16 protein-coding genes and 3 pseudogenes are annotated in these 20,110 nt (G+C 62.7%); 3 read left to right on the top strand and 16 right to left on the bottom strand.

Going from position 1 to position 20,110, the window contains the following annotated elements:
* Positions 1-59: 59 nt before the first annotated feature.
* Positions 60-425: a winged helix-turn-helix transcriptional regulator gene (locus ACQVLG_RS17700; protein ID WP_474290432.1), complete on the bottom strand. Its 366-nt coding sequence runs from the start codon at positions 423-425 to the stop codon at positions 60-62.
* Between the two features lie 114 nt (positions 426-539).
* Between ACQVLG_RS17700 and ACQVLG_RS17695 the strand changes: the two genes are divergently transcribed.
* A complete protein-coding gene (locus ACQVLG_RS17695) occupies positions 540-1,247 on the top strand; it encodes a glutathione S-transferase family protein (RefSeq protein ID WP_474290430.1) in 708 nt (235 codons plus the stop codon).
* Between the two features lie 117 nt (positions 1,248-1,364).
* Positions 1,365-3,457 (top strand): annotated as a pseudogene (locus tag ACQVLG_RS17690) (S9 family peptidase).
* An 81-nt stretch (positions 3,458-3,538) separates the two neighbouring features.
* Here ACQVLG_RS17690 and ACQVLG_RS17685 read toward each other — a convergent pair.
* The 9 genes and pseudogenes from ACQVLG_RS17685 to ACQVLG_RS17645 form a co-directional block, all read right to left on the bottom strand.
* Complete coding sequence (locus tag ACQVLG_RS17685) at positions 3,539-4,780, bottom strand: esterase-like activity of phytase family protein (protein ID WP_474290428.1); 1,242 nt, start codon at positions 4,778-4,780, stop codon at positions 3,539-3,541.
* Complete coding sequence (locus tag ACQVLG_RS17680; protein ID WP_474290426.1) at positions 4,777-5,598, bottom strand: hypothetical protein; 822 nt, start codon at positions 5,596-5,598, stop codon at positions 4,777-4,779. Before ACQVLG_RS17680 ends, ACQVLG_RS17685 begins: the two co-directional genes overlap by 4 nt.
* 71 nt (positions 5,599-5,669) lie before the next feature.
* Positions 5,670-6,596, bottom strand: coding sequence for a helix-turn-helix domain-containing protein (locus ACQVLG_RS17675; RefSeq protein ID WP_474290424.1), 927 nt, complete (start codon positions 6,594-6,596; stop codon positions 5,670-5,672).
* A gap of 55 nt (positions 6,597-6,651) precedes the next feature.
* Positions 6,652-7,569, bottom strand: a complete 918-nt coding sequence (locus tag ACQVLG_RS17670; RefSeq protein WP_230542257.1) for a helix-turn-helix domain-containing protein — start codon at positions 7,567-7,569, stop codon at positions 6,652-6,654.
* 15 nt (positions 7,570-7,584) lie between these two features.
* Entirely contained in the window at positions 7,585-9,063 is a 1,479-nt protein-coding gene (locus ACQVLG_RS17665) for a mannitol dehydrogenase family protein (RefSeq protein WP_474290422.1), read from the bottom strand.
* Positions 9,063-10,113: pseudogene (locus ACQVLG_RS17660) on the bottom strand (ABC transporter ATP-binding protein). The gene ACQVLG_RS17665 and the pseudogene ACQVLG_RS17660 overlap by 1 nt, the downstream one beginning before the upstream one ends.
* A gap of 149 nt (positions 10,114-10,262) precedes the next feature.
* A complete protein-coding gene (locus ACQVLG_RS17655; RefSeq protein ID WP_230542260.1) occupies positions 10,263-11,081 on the bottom strand; it encodes a carbohydrate ABC transporter permease in 819 nt (272 codons plus the stop codon).
* 10 nt (positions 11,082-11,091) lie between these two features.
* The gene (locus tag ACQVLG_RS17650) at positions 11,092-11,952 is read right to left on the bottom strand and encodes a carbohydrate ABC transporter permease (protein WP_474290420.1); all 861 of its coding nucleotides are present in this window, start codon (positions 11,950-11,952) and stop codon (positions 11,092-11,094) included.
* A 115-nt stretch (positions 11,953-12,067) separates the two neighbouring features.
* Positions 12,068-13,379 (bottom strand): annotated as a pseudogene (locus ACQVLG_RS17645) (ABC transporter substrate-binding protein).
* Positions 13,380-13,688: 309 nt separating this feature from the next.
* Between ACQVLG_RS17645 and ACQVLG_RS17640 the strand changes: the two are divergent.
* The gene (locus ACQVLG_RS17640; RefSeq protein ID WP_474290418.1) at positions 13,689-14,963 is read left to right on the top strand and encodes a carbohydrate porin; all 1,275 of its coding nucleotides are present in this window, start codon (positions 13,689-13,691) and stop codon (positions 14,961-14,963) included.
* A 74-nt stretch (positions 14,964-15,037) separates the two neighbouring features.
* On the opposite strand, the gene ACQVLG_RS17635 is transcribed toward ACQVLG_RS17640, so the two are convergent.
* From ACQVLG_RS17635 to ACQVLG_RS17610, 6 genes are all read right to left on the bottom strand, one after another.
* Positions 15,038-16,978 carry a chitinase C-terminal domain-containing protein gene (locus ACQVLG_RS17635; protein WP_474290417.1) on the bottom strand — a complete coding sequence of 647 codons (1,941 nt, stop codon included), beginning with the start codon at positions 16,976-16,978 and terminating at the stop codon, positions 15,038-15,040.
* A gap of 8 nt (positions 16,979-16,986) precedes the next feature.
* A complete protein-coding gene (locus ACQVLG_RS17630; RefSeq protein WP_474290416.1) occupies positions 16,987-17,265 on the bottom strand; it encodes a hypothetical protein in 279 nt (92 codons plus the stop codon).
* Positions 17,216-17,425 (bottom strand): hypothetical protein, encoded by a 210-nt coding sequence (locus ACQVLG_RS17625; RefSeq protein WP_474290414.1) that lies wholly within the window; start codon positions 17,423-17,425, stop codon positions 17,216-17,218. The genes ACQVLG_RS17630 and ACQVLG_RS17625 overlap by 50 nt, the downstream gene beginning before the upstream one ends.
* A gap of 112 nt (positions 17,426-17,537) precedes the next feature.
* On the bottom strand, positions 17,538-18,629 hold the full coding sequence (locus ACQVLG_RS17620; RefSeq protein WP_474290412.1) for a chitinase: 1,092 nt from the start codon (positions 18,627-18,629) through the stop codon (positions 17,538-17,540).
* Positions 18,587-18,973 carry a carbohydrate-binding protein gene (locus ACQVLG_RS17615; RefSeq protein WP_474290410.1) on the bottom strand — a complete coding sequence of 129 codons (387 nt, stop codon included), beginning with the start codon at positions 18,971-18,973 and terminating at the stop codon, positions 18,587-18,589. The genes ACQVLG_RS17620 and ACQVLG_RS17615 overlap by 43 nt, the downstream gene beginning before the upstream one ends.
* A gap of 280 nt (positions 18,974-19,253) precedes the next feature.
* A complete protein-coding gene (locus ACQVLG_RS17610; protein ID WP_474290408.1) occupies positions 19,254-20,096 on the bottom strand; it encodes a sulfotransferase family protein in 843 nt (280 codons plus the stop codon).
* Positions 20,097-20,110: the final 14 nt, after the last annotated feature.

The following is a 20,110-nucleotide window of genomic DNA, read 5'->3' as shown; positions in this document are numbered from 1 at the left end:
GTGTCAAAAGTAGTGATCAAAGGCCGGCAGTCTAGCACTTTACATAAAGACAGCTGTTTCTATAGGGAACAATCCACGCCATCGGGCGCGAGAAAGGCGCCGCCCCCGTCCGCCTGCCCGCGCAGGCGCAGGCCGATGGCGCGCAGCATCTCGACCAGCTCGCGCAGGCGCAGGCCCTCGTCCGTCAGCTGGTACTCGACCTTGACGGGCACTTCCGCGTAGACCGTGCGCGTGAGCAAGCCCGCCTCTTCCAGCGCGCGCAAGTCCAGGGTCAGCATGCGCTGCGAGATATTCGGCACGGCGCGGCGGATTTCGCTGAAGCGCTTCGGCCCCGCCATCAGATAGCTGAGCAGCACCACCCTCCAGCGCCCGCCCAGCATACGCATGGCTTCTTCCACGGCGCAGCCGGAGACATTGTCTTTCATGTGCATGCCCCATCTGGTATAAAAAATGTACCTATACCACATTATTCTGCCTTCTTCCAAATAGTAACTTATGCCGCTAGACTGCCCTTCCCTCAGTTCACAAGGAGTTCCAGCATGGAAACCACCCTGATCTACAGCGTGCCGTTCGGCTGCTCGTTTGCCGCCATCGCCGCCCTCGAATGGAGCGGCCTGCCCTTCCAACTTGCCCGCGTGGAAGCGCGCGATCCCGCCAGCAAGCAGCATCCCACCTTTCTCGCCATCAATCCCCTGGGCCAGACGCCGGCCCTGCTCACGCACGCGGGCACGCCGCTGCTGGAAAGCATGGCGATCCTGCTGCATATCGCCGCCCGCGCGCCCAATAGCGGCCTGGGCTTTGCGCAGGGCACGCCCGCCTACGACCGACTGAACAGCGCGCTGTCGTTTCTGCACATGACCTTTCACGCCGCCTTCATGCCCGCCTTCCAGGCGTCGCACGCGGCAGAAGGCGATGCGCGCGCGGCCGTCTGGCGCGAAATGGCCATCGAGAAGGTGAACAAAAGCCTGGCGCATCTGGAACGCCTGCTCGCAGGCCGCGCCTGGCTCGCCTCCGATGCCGCGCCGACGATTGCCGACGCCTACCTGGCCGCCACGGCGCGCTGGGCCGAACCGCTGCAGCTGGCGCGGTTAAGCGACTATCCGCACGCGGCACGCGTGCTGGCGGCGCTGGAACAGGACCCCGGCATCCGCTTTGCCCACGCCATCGAGGCGGGCTTGCCGGCCGCCAGCCAGGGCGGTTTCCTGGGCCACGTGGCGCTCGACCAACTGGCAGTTCCGGCCGGCTAACCGGCGGTCAACTCCCGCAGCGGGCGCGTCTTTATTGCTATGATGTCGGGCTGCCGGCGGTACAGCCGGCCACGTTCATATCACATCAACAACGTCGCAATAACATTGGGAGTTTGAATGAGTTTACGTCTGCTGCTCTTGGGAGCATTCAGTGCCGCCATGGCCACCACCGCCGTTGCCGCGGAACCGGCGCTGGCCGCGCCGCGCGGCTTCACCGTGGAAGACATGGTCGCCATGGAACGCGTGGGCAGCCCCGTGCTGTCGCCGGACGCCACGCGCGTCGTCTACACGGTGCGCACCACCAACCTGGAGAAAAACCGCGGCAACACGCAGCTGTGGCTGATCGACCTGCGCGCGCCGAACGCGGCGCCGCGCCAGCTCACGCGCGGCGACGCCAGCGCCAGCGACCCGCAATGGTCGCCGAACGGCGACGCCATCTACTTCCTGTCCGGCCGCTCCGGCTCCTCGCAAGTGTGGCAGCTGCCCCTGAACGGCGGCGAAGCGGCCAAGGTCACCGACCTGGCGCTGGACGTCGACACCTACCGCCTGTCGCCGCAGGGCGACCGCCTGGCCTTCAGCATGGGCGTCTACCTCGATTGCGCGGACCTCGCCTGCACGAAAAAACGCCTCGATGAAAAAGCGAAAAACAAGGCCAGCGGCATGGTCTACGACCAGATGTTCGTGCGCCACTGGGATACCTGGGCCGACGGCCGCCGCAATGCGCTGTATTCGGCGCCGATCGACGCGGCCGGCAAGGTCAGCGCCGCGCCCGTGAGCCTGAGCGGCACCCTCGATGGCGACGCGCCATCGAAGCCGTTCGGCGACAACAGCGAATACCACTTCAGCCCGGACGGCAAGACGGTGGCCTTCTCCGTGCGCGTGGCCGGCCGCACGGAATCGTGGTCGACCAACTTCGACGTCTACACAATTCCTGCCGCCGGCGGCCAGGCGCCGCGCAACCTCACGGCCGACAATCCCGCCTGGGATGCGAAAGCCACCTACTCGCCCGATGGCCGCACCCTGGCCTACGTGGCCATGACCAAGCCGGGCTTCGAGGCGGACCGTTTTCATTTGGTGCTGATGGATGTCGCCACGGGCAAGAAGCGCACCCTGGCCGACGACTGGGACCGTTCCGTGGCCGACTTCCGCTGGACGCCGGACGGCAAGGCCTTCCTCGTCGCCGCCGATGACGTGGGCCAGCACCGTCTGTTCCACATCGACGCGGCCAGCGGCAAGGTCAACGCGCTGACCGGCAAGGGCGCCGTGGGCGACTTCGACGTGCGCGGCAATACCATCGTGCTGGCGCAGGCGAACCTGGCTTCGGGCGCGCAGCTGTACACGCGCAAGCTCGACGCGAAGTCGGAAACGGCGCCGATGGTCCAGTTGACCAGGCAGAATGCGCAAGCGCTGGCCAACGTGCGTTTCGGCGAATATGAACAATTCTCGTTCGCGGGCGCGGATGGCGAAACCGTCTACGGCCACGTCATGAAGCCATGGAATGCCAAGGCCGGCGAAAAGTATCCGGTCGCCTTCTTGGTGCACGGCGGCCCGCAGGGCAGCTTCGGCAACAGCTGGAGCTACCGCTGGAATCCGCAAGTGTATGCGGGCGCCGGCTATGCCACCGTCTTCATCGACTTCCACGGTTCCACCGGTTATGGCCAGAAGTTCACGGACTCCATCAGCGGCGACTGGGGCGGCAAGCCGCTGCTCGACCTGCAAAAGGGCCTGGAAGCGGCCACCAAAAAATTCCCATGGCTGGACCGCGAGCGCAGCTGCGCGCTGGGCGCGTCCTACGGCGGCTACATGATGAACTGGATCGCCGGTAACTGGCCGGACGGCTTCAAGTGCCTGGTCAACCACGACGGCGTGTTCGACAACCGCGGCATGGCTTACGCGACGGAAGAACTGTGGTTCACCGAGTGGGAAAACGGCGGCACCTACTACGACGCCCCCCGGCCAAGCACGAGCAGTTCAATCCCGTCAACTTCGTGAAAAACTGGAAGACGCCGATGCTGGTGGTGCAGGGCGACCTGGACTTCCGCATCCCCACGGCGCAAGGCCTGGGCACCTTCACGGCGCTGCAGCGCCGCGGCATCCCGAGCAAGCTGCTGGTCTTCCCTGACGAGAACCACTGGGTGCTGAAGCCGGCGAACTCGCTGCTGTGGCATCACACGGTGCTCGATTGGCTCAATACTTACACTAAAAAGTAAGTCTGTACCAAAGTAAAAAGCCGCACAGTTTGCACTGTGCGGCTTTTTTTCATCCATCAACTGCGCAATATCAATACGCGATCAATACGCAGTGAGCGCCTTGGCAAACTTCACAACCCACAGGCGGCTAGGACGCTCGCGGTCGTCGCCGCGCGCCACGCGGATGGTGTTGGCGGCATTGCAGCCGGCCGCGCTGCTCGTGACGATGGTGCCGTTGGCATCGACCGTGCACTTGGTCACGTCGGCGCCATCGACTTCCACGCCATTCGCGTCGAAGACCTTGGTTTTCAGGCCGAAGTCATTGTCGTTGGCCAGCGCGATGGTGGAGTCGTCGATCAGGGTCAGGCCTTCGGCCTTTTCCGCCGCCCAGCCGATGGCGTTCAAGTCCAGCAGCAGGGTTTTCTTCAGCGGCGTGACGGCGGCCCAGTCGGCGCCATTGAAGGGGGCGCCGCCCATGCTGCTCTTTTCCAGGTCCGAGGTCGTCGCGTTGTAGGCGGCGGCCGCGATGTCGGTGGCGCCTTTCAGTTCGACCAGCATCAGCTTGTTGAATACCTTGCCCGATGGCGCGGCACCCTGCTCGATGACGAGGAACTTGCCGCCGCCCAGCGCCACCATGTCGCCCAGCTTGGCGTTGCCCGTGCGGCCATCCTGGTAGTCGGCGGCATTGAGCGGATACGCATACATCTTGCCGCTGGTGCCCGTCACCGGGTCGAATTCGATCCAGCGCGTGAAGCGGGCAAAGCGCTCCACCTGTTCATTCTTCTTCGTCGCCGAGTACGGCGCGCTGCCGTCGGACAGGGGGCTTTGCAGGAAGGCGTACAGCTTGTCATTGCTCGTATCTAAGGTCATGCCTTCCATGCCGCGGTTTGCGCGGCGCTTGGCGAACAGCGCCGGCAAGCCCTTGCCCGGCTCGTACTTGGCCTGGATGATGCCCGTGGCGGCATCGATCCTGACGATGAAGGGACCGTATTCGTCGGACACCCACAGCGCATTGCGCTTGGCATCGACGACGATGGCTTCCGAATCGAGGCCGCCCGCATTGAAGACGGCTTTGCTGGCGGCATCGAACTTCATCGCATCCATGACGGGAATCTCGGCCGAATTGCCCACCGCGCCCACGGGCACGGGCAAGCCCGAGCTGTTCACCGTGGCCGACACCTTGATCGGCGTGCTCGATGCCAGCACGGCGCCGTTCTTGCCCACGGTGATCACGCCAAACGAAGGCGTAAAGCTCGGTGACGGGAAGATCTTGCTGCCGATGGTGCCCTTGCCCGACGGATCGGGCACCAGCGGGCCGTCGCCGTTCGGGCCGCGGTCCGTCAAGCCATAGAATTCCAGGTCGCCGGCCGCGTTCTTGCCCTTGTAGGCCAGGCCAGGCCGGAACCGTAGGAAGGCAGGAAACCGTTCGGGAATTCGCCCTTGATCTTGGCGTTGGCGCCTTCGTACGGCACATAGAACTTGCTGTCCGCCTGGATCTGGTAGCGCGTCACGGTCACCTTCACTTCGCCGACAGGATTGGCTTGCGTCAGCGCCTCGTTGACGGGCGCGCCCGCTTTTGAGGCCAGCGTGTCTTCGAAATGCTCGCGCACGAGGGCGCGGCGCTCGGCATCGACCGTGCGGCCGGCGAATTTCCCGCCCACCGATGCCAGATGCGCGGCCAGGGCCGCGTTGAAGACGGCCGGGGCGGCGGCAAAGTCCAGGGTCTTGCCCGCCAGCGCAGCCTTCACTTCGGCCGTCAGCTTGATGCCGTTCGACGGATCGCTGTCGTCGTCGAGCAGTTGCAGCGCCAGCAGGCGGTTGACGACCTTGTCGTCGGCCACATTCGTGCTGGCGGCCAGCGCCAGCGGCGTGACGATGGCGCCGCACGGCGCCGAACCCAGGGCCAGGCCGCCCACGCTGAAGGCCACCGTGTCGCCCGGGTTGCACATGAATTCGCCCTTGGCATTGGTGCTGGCCTTGGCCGCGCTGCCGGCCACGTAATCGAGTCCTTCCACCGCGCCGTCGAGGAACACGCCCGTCTGCGCCACGGGCTTGGAAGGCTCCGCTGGCGGATTATCGCTGCCGCCGCAGGCGGCCAGGGCCAGGCCGGCAGCGATGGCCAGCAGGGTCAGTTTCGGGGTCGACGTTACAGCAGTGTTCATGCATTCCTCGGCTAAGGTGGGATTGAAGCCGTGGAGAGTAACCGGGCAAAGTGACAAGCCCATGACAGCCGTCACGCCAGTGGCGCATCCGCAACAGGGCCGCCGATGCCGCCGAAGCGGCCATCGGCCTGGCGCCGGAATTGCTTCGGCGTGACGCCTTTTACCTGTAAAAAGCGGCGGTTGAAATTGGCCACGTTCTGGAAACCCACGTCGTAGCAGACGTTGGACACGTATTGGTCGGTGTCCATCAACAGCTGGCACGCCTTGTTGATGCGCAGCCGGCTGATGAAATCCGTAAAACTGTTGCCCGTCGCCTTGCGGAAGAAACGCGAGAATTTACTCAGCGACATGCCCACCTGATCGGCCAGCATTTCCGCCGAAATCGGCTCGCGGTAATTCTCGGTGATGTAATTGAGGACGGCATTGACCTTGGCCAGAGTGGCGTCATCGTCGTAGGAACGCAGCGAGGCGCTCGACAGCAAACGGTAATTGGCCGTGCGCGCCAGCTTGCTCATCAATTGCACGAATGCGGCGAAGCGCTCGGCGCCATGCGTGGCGCGGATGCGCGCCAGGTGCTGCTCGGCCTCGTGGCCCATGTCGAAAAACTCCACGCCATAGCTGGAGCGCTCGAGCAGGGGCAGCAGCTCGCGCAATTCGGGGATGACGCGCGCGGCGCCCGCCAGCGGCGCGTGGGCGAACTGCACGATCATGTCGCGCAGGGCCACGCCCCCTTCCGGCACCACGTTGGAAATCCAGTTGTGCGGCAATCGCGGCCCCGTCAGCACCAGGTGGCCGGGCGAGAATTCGCCGATATAGTCGCCCACGAACAGGCGCCCGCTGGTGGCGACGATCAGGTGCAGCTCATATTCTTCGTGGCAGTGCCAGCGCACGCGCGAGCTGGGATAGCCGTGTTCCAGGTAATTGATGATGCCGTCGTAGCTTTCGCGTTCCAGCTCGGGCGCCTTGCGCTCGCCGTCCTTCTGCCACAGGTGTTCCATGCTCGTCTCTCCCAGGCTGTCCCCGCCCGTGCCATCGAATGTACCTCAAAAAACCTCAGCTGCCAAAACGGCCCAGGGCCTGCTGGCGGAATTCCTTCGGCGTCATACCCTTCAATTCCAGGAAGCGCCGGTTGAAATTGGCCACATTGTTAAAACCGGCCTCGTAGCAGATGTTGCTGACGTAGCGCTCCGTTTCCATCAGCAGCTGGCACGCCTTGTTGATGCGCAGGCGGTTGACGAAGTCCGTGAAGCTGTTGCCCGTGGCGTGGCGAAAGAAGCGCGAGAACGTCCGCTCGGGCATGTCCACCTGCTCGGCCAGCTGTTTCAGCGAGAACTGGCTGCTGTAATTGTGCACGATGAAGTTGATGGCGGAGCTGATGCGCGCCAGGGCCACGTCATCGTCGCTCGATTGCATGGGCACCGTCGACAGCAGCTGGTAGTCGCTGGTTTGCGCCAGCTCGCCCAGCAGGGTGAGAAATTCAATGAAGCGCGGCAGGCCGCTGCTGTCGCGGATGCGCCGGAAGCGCCGCAGCGACTGTTCGCTCACGCCAAAGAATTCCACGCCGTGCAGGGCGCGCTGCAGCAGCGGGAAAATATCCTTCAATTCGGGAATGGCGGCCGCCATCGACGCCAGCGGCGCATGCGAAAACTGGATCACCATGTCGCGCAGGGCCACGCCTTCGGGCGGCGTGTCGAGCGAGACCCAGTTATGCGGCACGCGGGGGCCCGTCAGCACCAGGTGGCCGGGCGCGAACTGGCCGATATGGTCGCCGACAAAGACCTTGCCGCTCGTCGCCACGATCAGATGCAGCTCGTATTCGTCGTGGTAATGCCAGCGCACCAGCGCATTCGGAAAACCATGCTCCAGGTAGCGGATGAAGCCGAAACTGCCTTTCGGCTCGAAGCCGGGCGTGGCATCGCGCTGCTGTTCCAGCTCCATCTGCGGCAATGTGGCATCGGCTTTGCGTGGCATGGCGCGCCCTCCCCCTCAGGCCAATATCTGTTCCAGCGCCGCGCGCGCTCCCAGCCCGTACAGCTTGGCCAGCGACTGCGATACGGCCTGCGTGAACGCTTGTGTGTCGCTCAATTCTCCGAACAGCTCGCGCAGCGACAGCAGCGCCGCGGCGTCCGAGCCGCCCTGCAGCGCCAGCGCGCGCAGGCGCACCGCATACGGGTCGCTCAAAGGCATCTCGCGTCCCGCTTCGTCGTGGCCTTCCAGGTAGCGGAACCAGCACGCCACGGTAAACGCCAGCAGCTTGATGGCGCCGCCCCGGGCCAACGCCTCGCGCACGGACGGCAGCACGAATTTCGGGATGCGCGCAGAACCTTCCGTGCCGATGCGCGCCAGCTGGTCGCGCACGGCCGGATTCGAAAAGCGCTCGAGCAGGGTCGCCTTGTACCGTTCCAAATCGATACCCGCCACGCTATCGAGCAGGGGCGTGACTTCATCATCCATCATGCGCCGCACCAGCAGCCGGATGCCCGCATCGCCCATCGCTTCGTGCGCAAACGTGTAGCCGAGCTGCATGCCAATGTAGCACAGGGCCTGGTGGCTGGCATTGAGCAAGCGCAGCTTCATCTTTTCATACGGCAGCACGTCGTGCGTCATCATCTGCGCGCCCACCTTTTCCCAGGCCGGCCGGCCCTGCGGGAATTCATCCTCAATGACCCACTGGCGGAACGGCTCGCACACGACGGGCCAGGCGTCGATGATGCCAAAACGTTCGCGCACGAGCGCCCGGTGTTCATCCGTGGTGGCCGGCGTGATGCGGTCGACCATGCTGTTGGGGAAGCTGCCCTGCGTGGCCAGCCAGCGCGCCAGTTCGCCGTCGCGCAGGGCGACAAAGGCCAGCAGCATCTTGCGCGTCACGTCGCCATTGTTTTGCAGGTTATCGCAGGACATGATGGTAAACGGCGCCAGGCCGCGCTGGCGGCGCAGGGCCAGCGCGGCGGCCAGGTAGCCGAACGAGCAGCGCGGCGCCTGCGGGTGCGCCAGTTCGTACGCAATGTCGGCATGATCGGCGTCAAACTCGCCCGTGCCCTGGTTGACGTAATAGCCGCCCTCGGTGATGGTCAGCGCGACGATGCGCGTGCCGGGGTCGGCCAGCTTTTCCAGCACGGCTTGCGGCTCGTCGGGCGCATACAGGTAGTCGCCGACGCTGCCGATGATGCGCGCGGCATCGCCGGTCGCGCTGCGTTCGATCACCGTATATAAACCGTCCTGCGCCCGCATGGCGTCGCGCATGGCCGCGTCGGTCGCCAGCAAGCCCACGCCGCAGTATCCCCATTCTGCGTTGCCGGGCAAGGCCAGCAAGTCATCGAGATACACGGCCTGGTGAGCGCGAAAAAAGCCACCCACGCCGATATGCACGATGCTGGCCACGAGCGCCTCGCGCGCATACGCGGGCACGGCCACGTTCCCTGGCAGCCGCGCCAGGTTCGATTGCTTCAATGCGATGGCGTCCATTACAGCGCTCCTTTCGCCGCCGCATAGGTCTTGCCGGCGCGGTCGAAATAATGGACGAAGCCCGGTTCGAACGTCAGGTGCGTCTGCTGGCCCGGCTGCAGGCTGCTGCGCTCCGCGCCGCGCGAGACCACCTGCACATTGTTCGGCAGGCGCACATAGGTCAGGGTTTCCACGCCCAGGGACTCTACCAGGTCGACTGTGACGGGCACGCTGCCCGGCTGCGCCGCGCCCAGGTGCACGTGTTCGGGGCGGATACCGACAAAACCGTCCGCCTGCGCCGCGCTGCCCGCCTGCGCCAGCAGCTGCGGCGCCGCGTCGGCGGGCACCACGTTCATGCTGGGCGTGCCGATGAATTGCGCGACGAAGCGATTGGCGGGACGGTCATACAGTTCCAGGGGCGAACCATGCTGCTCAATCTGCCCGTCGCGCAGCACCACCACGCGGTCGGCCAGGGTCATCGCCTCGACCTGGTCGTGCGTGACGTAGATGGTGGTGGCGCCCAGTTCGCGGTGCAGCTTGGCGATCTCGATGCGCGTCTGCACGCGCAGGGCCGCATCGAGGTTCGACAGCGGTTCGTCGAACAAAAACACCTTCGGGTCGCGCACGATGGCGCGGCCGATGGCCACCCTCTGGCGCTGGCCGCCCGACAATTCCTTCGGCGTGCGCTCCAGGTAACGCCCAAGGTCGAGGATGGCAGCCGCCTTGTCGACCTTTTCGCGGATGATGGCGGGATCGACGCCGGCCAGTTTCAGCGCGAAACGACATGTTCTGGAACACCGTCATGTGCGGGTACAGCGCATACGACTGGAATACCATCGCCAGGTCGCGCTTCGATGACGGCAGGTTCGTGATGTCGCGCCCGTCGAGCGACAGCTTGCCGCCGTCGATCGGTTCCAGGCCCGCGATCAGGCGCAGCAGGGTTGATTTACCGCAACCCGACGGCCCCACGAAGACGACGAACTCGCCCTGTTGAATGTCCAGGTCGATGCCCTTGATGGCGCGGTGCTCGCCAAAGAATTTCTCGATATTGCTCAGTTGAAGGTAAGCCATGATTTTTCTCAATTCTGATTTGTTTTTCGATGCTTTCAGAAACCGTAGCGAGCAGTTCAAGTTCGGTTTGAGTAGCGGAGCTGTGCGGATGCACAGTGAGCAACGGAGAGCCGAAATTGGGCCGCGCAGTAGGTTTATGGAGGCATCGATTATTTGACGGCGCCGAAAGTCATACCTTGTACTAACTGTTTCTGGCAGAACCAGCCCAGCGCCATGATGGGCGCGATGGCCATCAGCGAAGCGGCCGACAATTTGGCCCAGAAGAGTCCTTCCGGGCTCGAATACGAAGCGATGAGCCAGGCCAGCGTGCCCGCGTTGGACGCGCCCAGGTTCAGCGACCAGAACGATTCATTCCACGACCACACCATGCAGACCAGCGCCGTGGAAGCGATGCCGCCCACGGACAGGGGCAGCACGACGTGGCGGAACTCGTCCCACACGGTGGCGCCATCCATGCGCGACGCCTCGAGGATTTCGCGCGGCAGCTCCTTCATGCTCGTGTACAGCAGCCAGATCATGATGGGCAGGTTCATCAGCATGAACATGATGGTCAGGCCGATGCGCGTATCGAGCAGGCCGAAGTACTGGTAGCAGATATAGATGGGCATCAGCGCGCCCACGCCGGGCATGTAGCGCGAGCTGAGCATAAATTTCAGCAAGCCGATGGTGCCGCCCGTGGGAAAGAAGGCCATGGAATAGGCGGCCGGGATGGCGATCAGCAGGCCAATCGCGGTGGAGACCACGCTGGTAAACAGCGAGTTCCACGCGTAGCCGAAGTAATTGTCGCGCGCCAGCACTTCGCGGAAGCTGTCCAGGGTGGGCGTGAAAAACAGCAGCGGCGGCGTGGAAATGGCTTGCCCTTCCGTCTTGAAAGCCATCAAGCCCAGCCAGAAGATGGGGAAGAACAGCAGCAGCGCACACAGCCAGGCGGCGGCCGTGCGGCTATATAAATGAAGTTTGCTATGCATCAAGGTCTCCTTATTTCGACAGATTCTTGCCGATGACGCGCATCAGGAAGAAGGCGGCGATGTTGGCGATGAGCACGGCGAACAGGGCACCGGCCGAGGCTGCTCCCACGTCATACGACAGCAGTGCCTGCTGGTAAATCATGAAGGTGATGGTGGTCGTGTCGAAGCCGGGACCGCCGCCCGTGGTGGTAAAGATTTCCGCAAAGATCGACAGCAAGAAGATCATTTCGATCATCAGCACCACCGAAACGGCGCGGCCCAGGTGCGGAATATAGAGGTAGCGCAACTGCTGCAGGTAGGTGGCGCCATCCATGCGCGCCGCTTCCAGCTGTTCCCGGTCCATCGATTGCAGCGCCGTCATGAAGATCAGGCAGGCAAACGGCAGCCATTGCCAGGAGACCATCATGATGATCGAGAACAAGGGATGCGCCGACAGCCAGTCGACGGGCGTGGCGCCAAAGAAGATGCTGATTTGCGCGAACAGGCCGTAGATCGGGTTGAGCAGCATGTTCTTCCACATCAGGGCATTCACGGCCGGCATGACGAGAAACGGCGAAATCAAGAGCACGCGCACGACGGCGCGCCCCGGAAACGCTTCATTGATCAGCAAGCCCAGCGCCGTGCCCAGCACGACTGTCACCAGCATGACGGAAAACAGCAAGGTAAACGTGTTCTGCAAGGCCGGCAGGAACGAGGCATCGCTAAAGAAAAAGTGAAAATTGGCCAGCCCATGGAAAGGATGGCCGCTCGGATCGAGCATGGAATAGCGCACGAACGCGTAATACAGCGTGATCAATAACGGGATCACGGAAATGACGGAGACGGCAAGCACGGCCGGCGTCAGCAAAGTCCGGGGGATAATGCGTTTCATAATGTTCTCTTGGGGCAGGTGAACCGATAACCCGCAAAGCTAAAGTACCGGGGTCGGACCCTCAGGGTCCGACCCCAGATTTATGCCGTTGGGGTACGCAAACTATGCAGCAGTCTTACTTGTAGTACCCGCCCTTACGCATTTCACGTTCCGCCGTCTGCTGCGACAATTCCAGCGCCTGCTCCACCGTCACCTTGCCCAGCAGCGCTGCCGCCATCTGCTGGCCGGCGGCCACGCCGATCACCTGGAACTCCGGGATCGACGCGAATTGCACGCCCACGTACGGCGAAGGCGGCAAGGTGCTTTGCACGGCGCGCGTGGTGGCCAGGGCCTTGCCTTCGGCGGCGGCAAATTTCGCCACTTTCTGGAACTCGGGACTCGCATACGTGGACTTGCGCGTACCCGTCGGCACGTTGGCCCAGCTGGTTTCCTTGGCAACCAGTTTCACGTAATCGGGCGACGTGGCCCAGTTGATGAAGCGCTGCGCTTCGTTCGGGTGTTTCGAGCTCGACGGGATGGCCAGCGACCAGATCCACAGCCAGTTGGCGCCCCGCTCCGTCACGCCGACGGGCGACTGGGCAAACGCCACCTTGTCGGCCACCTTGCTCTGTTTCGGGTCCGTGATGAAGGAGGCGGCGATCGTCGCGTCGATCCAGATGCCGCACTTGCCCTGGTTGAACAACGCCAGGTTTTCATTGAAGCTGTTGGCTGCCGCGCCTGGCGGGCCGTATTTCTTCATCAGGTCGACATACATGGTGACCGCGTCCTTCCACGGCTTGCTGGTAAATTGCGGCTTCCATTGCATGTCGAACAGCTGGCCGCCGTAGGAGTTGGCCATGGTGGTGATCAGCGCCATGTTTGTCGCCCCAGCCCGGCTTGCCGCGCAGGCAGATGCCGTACACGCCGTTGGCCGGGTCGTGCAGCTTGGCCGCCACGTCGCGCAGCTGGTTCCAGCTGGGGCGGTCTTCGATCGTCACGCCCGCCTTTTTGACCAGGTCGCTGCGGTACATGATCATCGAGCTTTCGCCATAGAACGGCGACGCGTACAGCTTGCCGTCGCCGGACAGGCCTTCGCGGATGGCGGGCAGCAGGTCGTCGATATCGTACTTGGCGTCCGGCTTGATGGGGATCAGCCAGTTTTTCTTGCCCCAGATGGGCGTTTCATACAGGCCGATGGTCATCACGTCGAACTGGCCGCCCTTGGTGGCGATATCGGTGGTCATGCGCTGGCGCAAGACGCCCTCTTCCAGGGTCACCCATTTGAGCTTGATGTCGGGATTGGCTTGCTCGAAGAACTTGCTGAGCTTTTGCATTTCGATCATGTGGCCGTTGTTGACGGTGGCGATGACGAGGTCGGTTGCGGCCGAGGCGGACGAGCTGAGGCAGAGCGCGCCGGCGCACAGCGCGGCAATGGCGGTACGTTTCATTGTGTGTCTCCAGTGTTTTTTGTCGTTGGCAATGCCGCTTGTTGGCACCACGACCACAATGTAGCACCGGGCTTTGATACTTTCTGATACTCCAAAACCGCAATTCGATACTCTTTTGCAGCGCCACTATGCGCGAGAGTATCGATATTGAGTAAAAACAACACTTTGAAAGAAAGTATCGTCACTTGTACGTTTTGTATCGGTCTGGTTAAAAAAGCGCTGCTAGACTTGGTTTTCGGCATTAGACCGTGTGCGGTGGCCGTCCTTCCGGGGCGCCAGCGCTACCACCTACATTCTTCTGGAGACCGCATGAATCGCACTGCATTGAAAACCTTACCTGCCCTGCTCCTGGCCATCGCCAGCGCTTCCGCCATGGCCGACCCCATGTACCCAAGTGATGCCGAAGGCTTCCACGGCTACCTGCGCGCCGGCGCCGGCAGCAATACGTCGGGCGACGGCGGTTCGCAAGGCTGCTTCGGCCTGGGCGGCAATACCATGAAGTACCGTCTGGGCAATGAGTGCGATGCCTACACGGAATTTGGCTACACCAAGTCCGTCGCCCAGTCCGGCGGCGTGAACTACCTGGCCACCATCTGGGTCAACGCCTATGCGCCGAATTCGGATTTCGGCGACAACAAGCTGGGCATCGTCAAGGCCTACGTCGAAGCGCAGGGACTCGATTTCCTGAACGGCGGCACGGCCTGGATCGGCAAACGCTTCTACTACCGTCCCGACATCCACATGCTGGATTTGCAGTACATCAACATGAACGGTACGGGCGCCGGTCTGGACCGCATTCCTGCCGGCCCCGGTAAATTCTCGTACGCCTTCTTCAAGGACCGCGATCTCAACAAGCGTGATCCGAACACGGGCGCCATCCTCGGCACCACCTCGGCCGTGCGCCAGAACTTCATCTACGGCGAAATTCCCGTCAATGAAAACGGCACCCTGGACCTGGCCGCCACCTACATCATCGGCGAAGGCAAGGACAACGACGTCTACGGCAAGAAACACAACGGCTGGCAACTGTCGGCATTCCACCGCCAAGGTAAAGTGTTTGGCGGCGGCAACACCTTCGGCGTGCAGTACGGCGTCGGTCCCGGCACCGGCCAGGGCGCGCAGTTCGGCGCTTCGGGCGACACCGGTTTGGGTTCGGACGTGAAACGCACGCGCATCTTCAATGACATGGCGATCCAGCCGATGGCCAACTTCGGCATGGAATTCGTCGCCCTGTGGCAAAAAGATGAGTCGAACGCCAACGGTTCCTCGACCTGGACCTCGGTCGGCGTGCGTCCTGTGTACGCGTTCACCAACAACTTCAAGCTGGTGGGCGAACTGGGCACGGACCGCGTGACGCAAGCGGGCGGCCTGCCGGCCAAGCGCCTGACCAAGCTGACCATCGCCCCGACGATCTCGGCCGGCCCTGGCCTGTGGTCGCGTCCTGAACTGCGCGCTTTCGTGACCTACGGCAAATGGAACGATGCGGCCACCGCCTCGGTCAATGCGTCGAACAACGGCGGCCCGATCTACAACAACAATACCAGCGGCACGTCGTATGGTTTCCAGGTGGAAACTTGGTTCTAAGCCAGCTTAACGGCTGCAATTAAAAAAGGGCGGAACCTCGGTTCCGCCCTTTTTACTTTACGACATCAACAACTTTACGGCAGCGCCACCGGCAATTCCGGATACTCTTGCGTCAGCGCATACTTGGTGCCGCCCACGGTGACCGTGTAGTTGGCCGGTCCCGAGATCGGCAAGCGGTAGTTCAGGGTCAGCGCCACGGAGCCGCCCGGCGCCAGCGATTGCCAGGCGGGAATCGCGAAACGGGCCCGGTTGTAGTTCTTCGTGAAGCCGCCGATATTGTTCGGCCCCGTGTAGCCGGCATTGATCACCGTCAAGCCGAAGCCGGACTGGTCGCTCATGTCCGACGGCGCCGAGACGGGATAGTCGAACTCCACCACGGTGCCGCCCGGCAGGGTCGATGCCGTGTTGTTCTTCACCGTCATCACGGGATTGATGGGGAAGTTGTTGTCGCCCAGCTTCCAGCCGCCGAGGGTGATGCTGACGTTGGCCGCCGTGCCCGGCATGGCGATTTCGGCGCGTTTGTTGCCATACGCGCCGGCCGTGCGGAAAGCCTGGTACAGCACGTCCGTCAGGGTGGTGCCCATGAAATACTCGCCCTTGCCGCCGTTGCGCGTGGCATCCCAGGCATAGTCGCCCGCCATTTCCCATATCATCACGCCGCCGATATTGTTGTTGACGATGTACTGGGCCTTGGCCGCGATTGATTGCGTGGTTTCCGTGGAAATGAACACTTTTTTGGTCGCATTCCACAGCCACGGCGCCACCATGGTACTGCTGTAGTACGGCACATACGTGCCCACCAGCGCCTTGTCCGTGACTTTATACGCGTCCAGGTAGCTTGGAACGATACCGTTTTGCAAGTTCAGCGCATGCCAGATGGGGTTGCCGCCGCCCGGCGTGGGCTTGCCTTGCGAGTCGAGGTCGTACCACACGTTGTCGATGCCGGTCGCGCCCGTGCCGCATGTCTTGGTGCCGGCGCAAGTGACCGTGGAGCTGATCAGCGGCGTCGTGCCCCACAGGCCATTGGTGCCGCCCGTCACATCCTTCCAGCCCCGCGTGTAGAACGGCACGCCGATATTGATGCGTCCCGCCTGCATGGCGCCCCGGTAGTAGCGGTAGGCCCAGTCCGTGTTCAGGTAGCCGATGTTCTGGTACTGGTAGGCATTGCCGGCACGCAATTCACCATCGTTGCCGTCGTCAAACAGCGCCGCGTTCGGCCCCACGTACTGGTTCCACGCGCCGTGCAAGTCATAGCTCATCAGGCTGGCGTAATCGAGATATTTCAATCCCGACATATTTTCCTCGCCGCGCAAGACCCAGCCCGAGGCGGAGCCGGCAATGGTCAGCAGATAGTATTTATTGTCCTGCACGGCCGCTTCGTCGAGCTTCTGGCGCAGCACTTTCAGCAGCACGTTGTAGCTCGTCATCAAGCCAGCCAGGCGCGGTTTCGACACGGCGAAGTCGTTCGGATTGCCCGCTTCATTGTTGGTGGTCGGGTGTTCGTAATCGACATCGACGCCATCGAAGAAGTTGTACTGGCGCACGAAGGCCACCATCGAGTCGGCCAGGGTATTGATGCCGGCCGTATTGATGCTGCCGTCCGCATTCGTCGTGGCCGTGTAAAAGCCGCCGCTGCCGGCCCAGCCGCCCACGGAAATCATCAGTTTCACGCCTGGATACTTCTTCTTGTATTGCGCCAGCAAGTTGAAATGGCCCTTGTACGGCAAGGACGGGTCCATGGCCGCGGCCGGCACGTTGGGCCACGTCAGGCCCGTGTCCGGATTGGCCGCGCCGCTGCCGATGGCGATTTTTGAGGTCGCCGGATCGACGGAAGCGAACGCATAGTTCAGGTGGGTGATCTTGTCCCACGGCAGGTTATTCACCAGATACGTGGGACTGCCATCGATGCCCGTGCGCCAGCTGGCAAAATAGCCGACGATGCGCCGGTTCAAGCCATTGCCCAGCACTTCGCGCCCATTCGCGTCATATACCTTGCAATACGGCACATTCGGCACGGCCGAAATCAGGCCGTCCGGGCGGCAAGCCGTAGGGGTCGGCGTTGGCGTTGGCGTTGGCGTTGGCGTTGGCGTTGGCGTCGGTGTCGGGGTTGGCGTCGGGGTCGGGGTCGGGGTCGGGGTCGGGGTCGGGGTCGGGGTCGGGGTCGGGGTCGGGGGGTCGGGGTCGGCGTCGGCGTCGGCGTCGGCGTATCGATCACAGCCCATGGCCCCCAGGTGTCGGTGGCGCTGGGGACATTACCCTGCGTCCACCACTTGGCCTTGTAGGTGACGCCCTGGTAGAGCACGCACTGGCCGCCCGTGTAGACGGTAGCGGCATCCCAGACGGCGCACGCTTTCCACGGCGGCCAGCAGGGTGTTCGGCGTGGCGGTCGTGCCTTCCTGGCCGCCGCCGCAAGCGACGAGTACGCCGCTGAGCAGGGCCATCAATAATGCATTCGATTTCATGTGATTGTTGTCTCCGTTATGGTTGTACAGGTTGTACATTGTGAGCTTGTTGCAGGCCCCTGAAGGGGCTCTTGTCAACTGTTATCCCTGGCCGGCTTTCCTGCATTGACTGCTACTGCAACTTCACATTCCAGTTGGCTTCCACGCATTTCACGTAGTTCCCGGCCAGCAAGGCGCTGTACGGGGTTTGATAGCTGACCAGCTGGCATTGGTTCTCGCCACCGGCGCTCCAGTTCTTTTCCCAGTAGATGTTGTAGGCAGCGGAACTGGCCGGGGTGAAGCGTTGCATGTTGGCGCAGGACAATTGTTCGCCGGAATAATCCCAGCCCATGTCGGCGGCAAATTGCTTGTAGTAATCGATACGGTTTTGCGCCGCCTGCTTTTCCGTGCCCTGCCCGCATTCGGCATTAATGATCATGATGGTGGTGGCGAAGTTATTGCCCGCGCCGGCTGCCGTATCGGCCGCGTTGGGCACCCACGTACCGTCGAGCACGTGCAGCATCGATGGCTTCGGCGGTTGCGGATAGACAAAGAAGAACGTGGCCGAGGCCAGGTTCAGCCAGGTCGAGGCGACGAGGTCGGGATTTTTCAGCAGCACGGATTGATCGCCGTCATGCATGGCTTGCGAAAACGGCCCATAGTTGTAGTTGTAGGACAGCTGTTTGGCGCCGCGTCCAAAATACTTCTTGAAGCTGCCGTCGGCATTCTTGCCACACGTCCATACCTTGTTGAAGACGGGATCCGCGCACTCGATGTTGTAGCCGCAGCCGGCGCCCGTCTCGTCGCAGCCCAGCTCGCGCAAATACTTCAAGCCCTGGCGCCATTGCGGCAGCGGGCTGCTGGCGTTGTGGTCGCCCGTTTCCTGCCCGAAGTGGGCAAACATGGTGGCCAGGCTGTGGCGGCAGATGGCGTCCGCGTTGCGCCCGTCGCTGTAGTCGTCGCACACGGCGGGGAACTTGGCCACGGCTTGCAGGAAGCGCTGGTAGGTGTAGCTGGCGTCGCGCGCGGCAAAATAGTAATCCCACTTTGCCGCCGGCAGCAGGCGCTCGACGCGCTTGACGTTGAGCGGGTTGCCGGCCAGGCCAGGCTGGACGGCTTCGACGGCCGGATTGCCCAGGGTGCGGATCGAGGCCTTGACCTTGCGGAAGAAATCGTTGTTCGTCAGCGCCGCCTCGTTGGCCTCGGCCTGGGCTTTGGTGGGCACGCCTGGCGTCGGTGTCGGCGTTGGAGTGGGCGTCGGCGTCGGGGTGGGCGTCGGCGTGGGAGTGTGCTGGTGTCGAGGCTCCACGGTCCCCACTGGTCGTTGTTCGGTGCCGTGCCCTGCACCCACCATTTGGCCCGGTACACCTTGCCGTCGTAGACGGCGCACTGGCCCGCCGTATAGACGGCAGCGGCGCTCCAGGCAGCGCAACTGTCGCTGCCGGCGGTGGCGGCCAGCAGGGTCGACGGGGGTTCGGTGGTGGAATTGCCGCCGCAAGCGAGCAGCGCGCTGCCCAGCAGGCCTGCCATCAAGGGCGAGGCCAGCCGGCTGATTTGCCGTGTCTTCACATTGTCTCCTGAACGTTATACGAAAACTATCGAAGTAGCTTTTTATGTTGTACGTAAAGAAAGCGCAGCGAAGCATCGGCTTTCTGCACAGAGAATGCGACGCCCTAAATTGGTAGTCAAGTGGTTTTATACAACGGTGTTTTTTACAATACCAGTTGCATCAGCGCCGGTGCCCACGGCACCGTTGGCAAAGAATGAGCGGGAAAGATATGCGGCCGGCTCCAGCAATACCGCGCCGGCAGCGGTGCGGCAAGTGGTATCAGCACTGCCGCAGGTATTTTCAGACGGATGGCGTTGCCACGCGCTGGTGTTGTGGATAATACAGCTCATAAAACCAGCCATACGCGCTTTCGATCTGCGCCTGGATACGCGGCGGTATCGCATGCGGCTTCGGCGCGCTGATCGTCGCCTGCTGGCGGTGCGTGTATTTCATGCGGTAATGGCTGTCGCTTTCCTGGATACCCACGGCAAGATCGTGCGGATCGATCTGGAACGGTGCCAGGCCCAGCCATATATACAGGTGCGACATGCATTCCACCGGCCGCGCCATCAAATCCTCGAAACGCACGAAATACAGCTTTTGCTGCACCTCGACGGGCAGGTCCAGCACGGCATGCAGGGAACTCAAGGGAGCGCCGATGGTGCGGTCCTTGGCAAACAGCATGTCGGCACGGCCCAGGCGGTCGAAATCGGCCAGGTGGTCGACGAAGTCGAGCAGGATGGTGCGCTGGTGCTGCGCTTCGATGGAGCCGTAAACCTGGCCCAGTTCGCGCACGCAGACGATGATTTTCGCTTCCGGCGCCAGTTGCAGCAGCAGCTCCACGCAATGCAGCCAGGCGCGGTTCTTGTCCACCACGCCCTGCTTGCCGCAATCCTGGTACCAGCCGCGCAGGAAACCCTGCATGGCCGTTTTCAGGTGGCCATAACTGGCATCGAAGGTGCTGTCGAGCTGCGACAGGAAAAACGCGTCGTCGCTGACCATGCGCCGCATGCCCAGCAAGGCGTTGCACAGAGGCGAGCTATTGCCTTCGCAATGCAAGTCGGGATGCTGCGCCAGCAGCTGGCACAGCAAGGTGGAACCGGCGCGTGGCAAGCCGGCCACGCCGATGAAATTGGATGTCATGCGATTGTACTTTC

The sequence above is a fragment of the Janthinobacterium sp. TPC_1 genome, from assembly GCF_056037845.1.
Note: the sequence above shows the minus strand (reverse complement) of the source record. Positions and strands in the feature narration are given on the sequence as shown.

Coding starts and splice junctions, on each gene's coding strand:
- ACQVLG_RS17695 (WP_474290430.1), top strand. CDS start 540: ATGGAAACCACCCTGATCTACAGCGTGCCGTTCGGCTGCTCGTTTGCC.
- ACQVLG_RS17665 (WP_474290422.1), bottom strand. CDS start 9,063: ATGGACGCCATCGCATTGAAGCAATCGAACCTGGCGCGGCTGCCAGGG.
- ACQVLG_RS17640 (WP_474290418.1), top strand. CDS start 13,689: ATGAATCGCACTGCATTGAAAACCTTACCTGCCCTGCTCCTGGCCATC.
- ACQVLG_RS17700 (WP_474290432.1), bottom strand. CDS start 425: ATGAAAGACAATGTCTCCGGCTGCGCCGTGGAAGAAGCCATGCGTATG.
- ACQVLG_RS17655 (WP_230542260.1), bottom strand. CDS start 11,081: ATGCATAGCAAACTTCATTTATATAGCCGCACGGCCGCCGCCTGGCTG.
- ACQVLG_RS17680 (WP_474290426.1), bottom strand. CDS start 5,598: ATGAACACTGCTGTAACGTCGACCCCGAAACTGACCCTGCTGGCCATC.
- ACQVLG_RS17650 (WP_474290420.1), bottom strand. CDS start 11,952: ATGAAACGCATTATCCCCCGGACTTTGCTGACGCCGGCCGTGCTTGCC.
- ACQVLG_RS17625 (WP_474290414.1), bottom strand. CDS start 17,425: ATGAAATCGAATGCATTATTGATGGCCCTGCTCAGCGGCGTACTCGTC.
- ACQVLG_RS17675 (WP_474290424.1), bottom strand. CDS start 6,596: ATGGAACACCTGTGGCAGAAGGACGGCGAGCGCAAGGCGCCCGAGCTG.
- ACQVLG_RS17670 (WP_230542257.1), bottom strand. CDS start 7,569: ATGCCACGCAAAGCCGATGCCACATTGCCGCAGATGGAGCTGGAACAG.
- ACQVLG_RS17610 (WP_474290408.1), bottom strand. CDS start 20,096: ATGACATCCAATTTCATCGGCGTGGCCGGCTTGCCACGCGCCGGTTCC.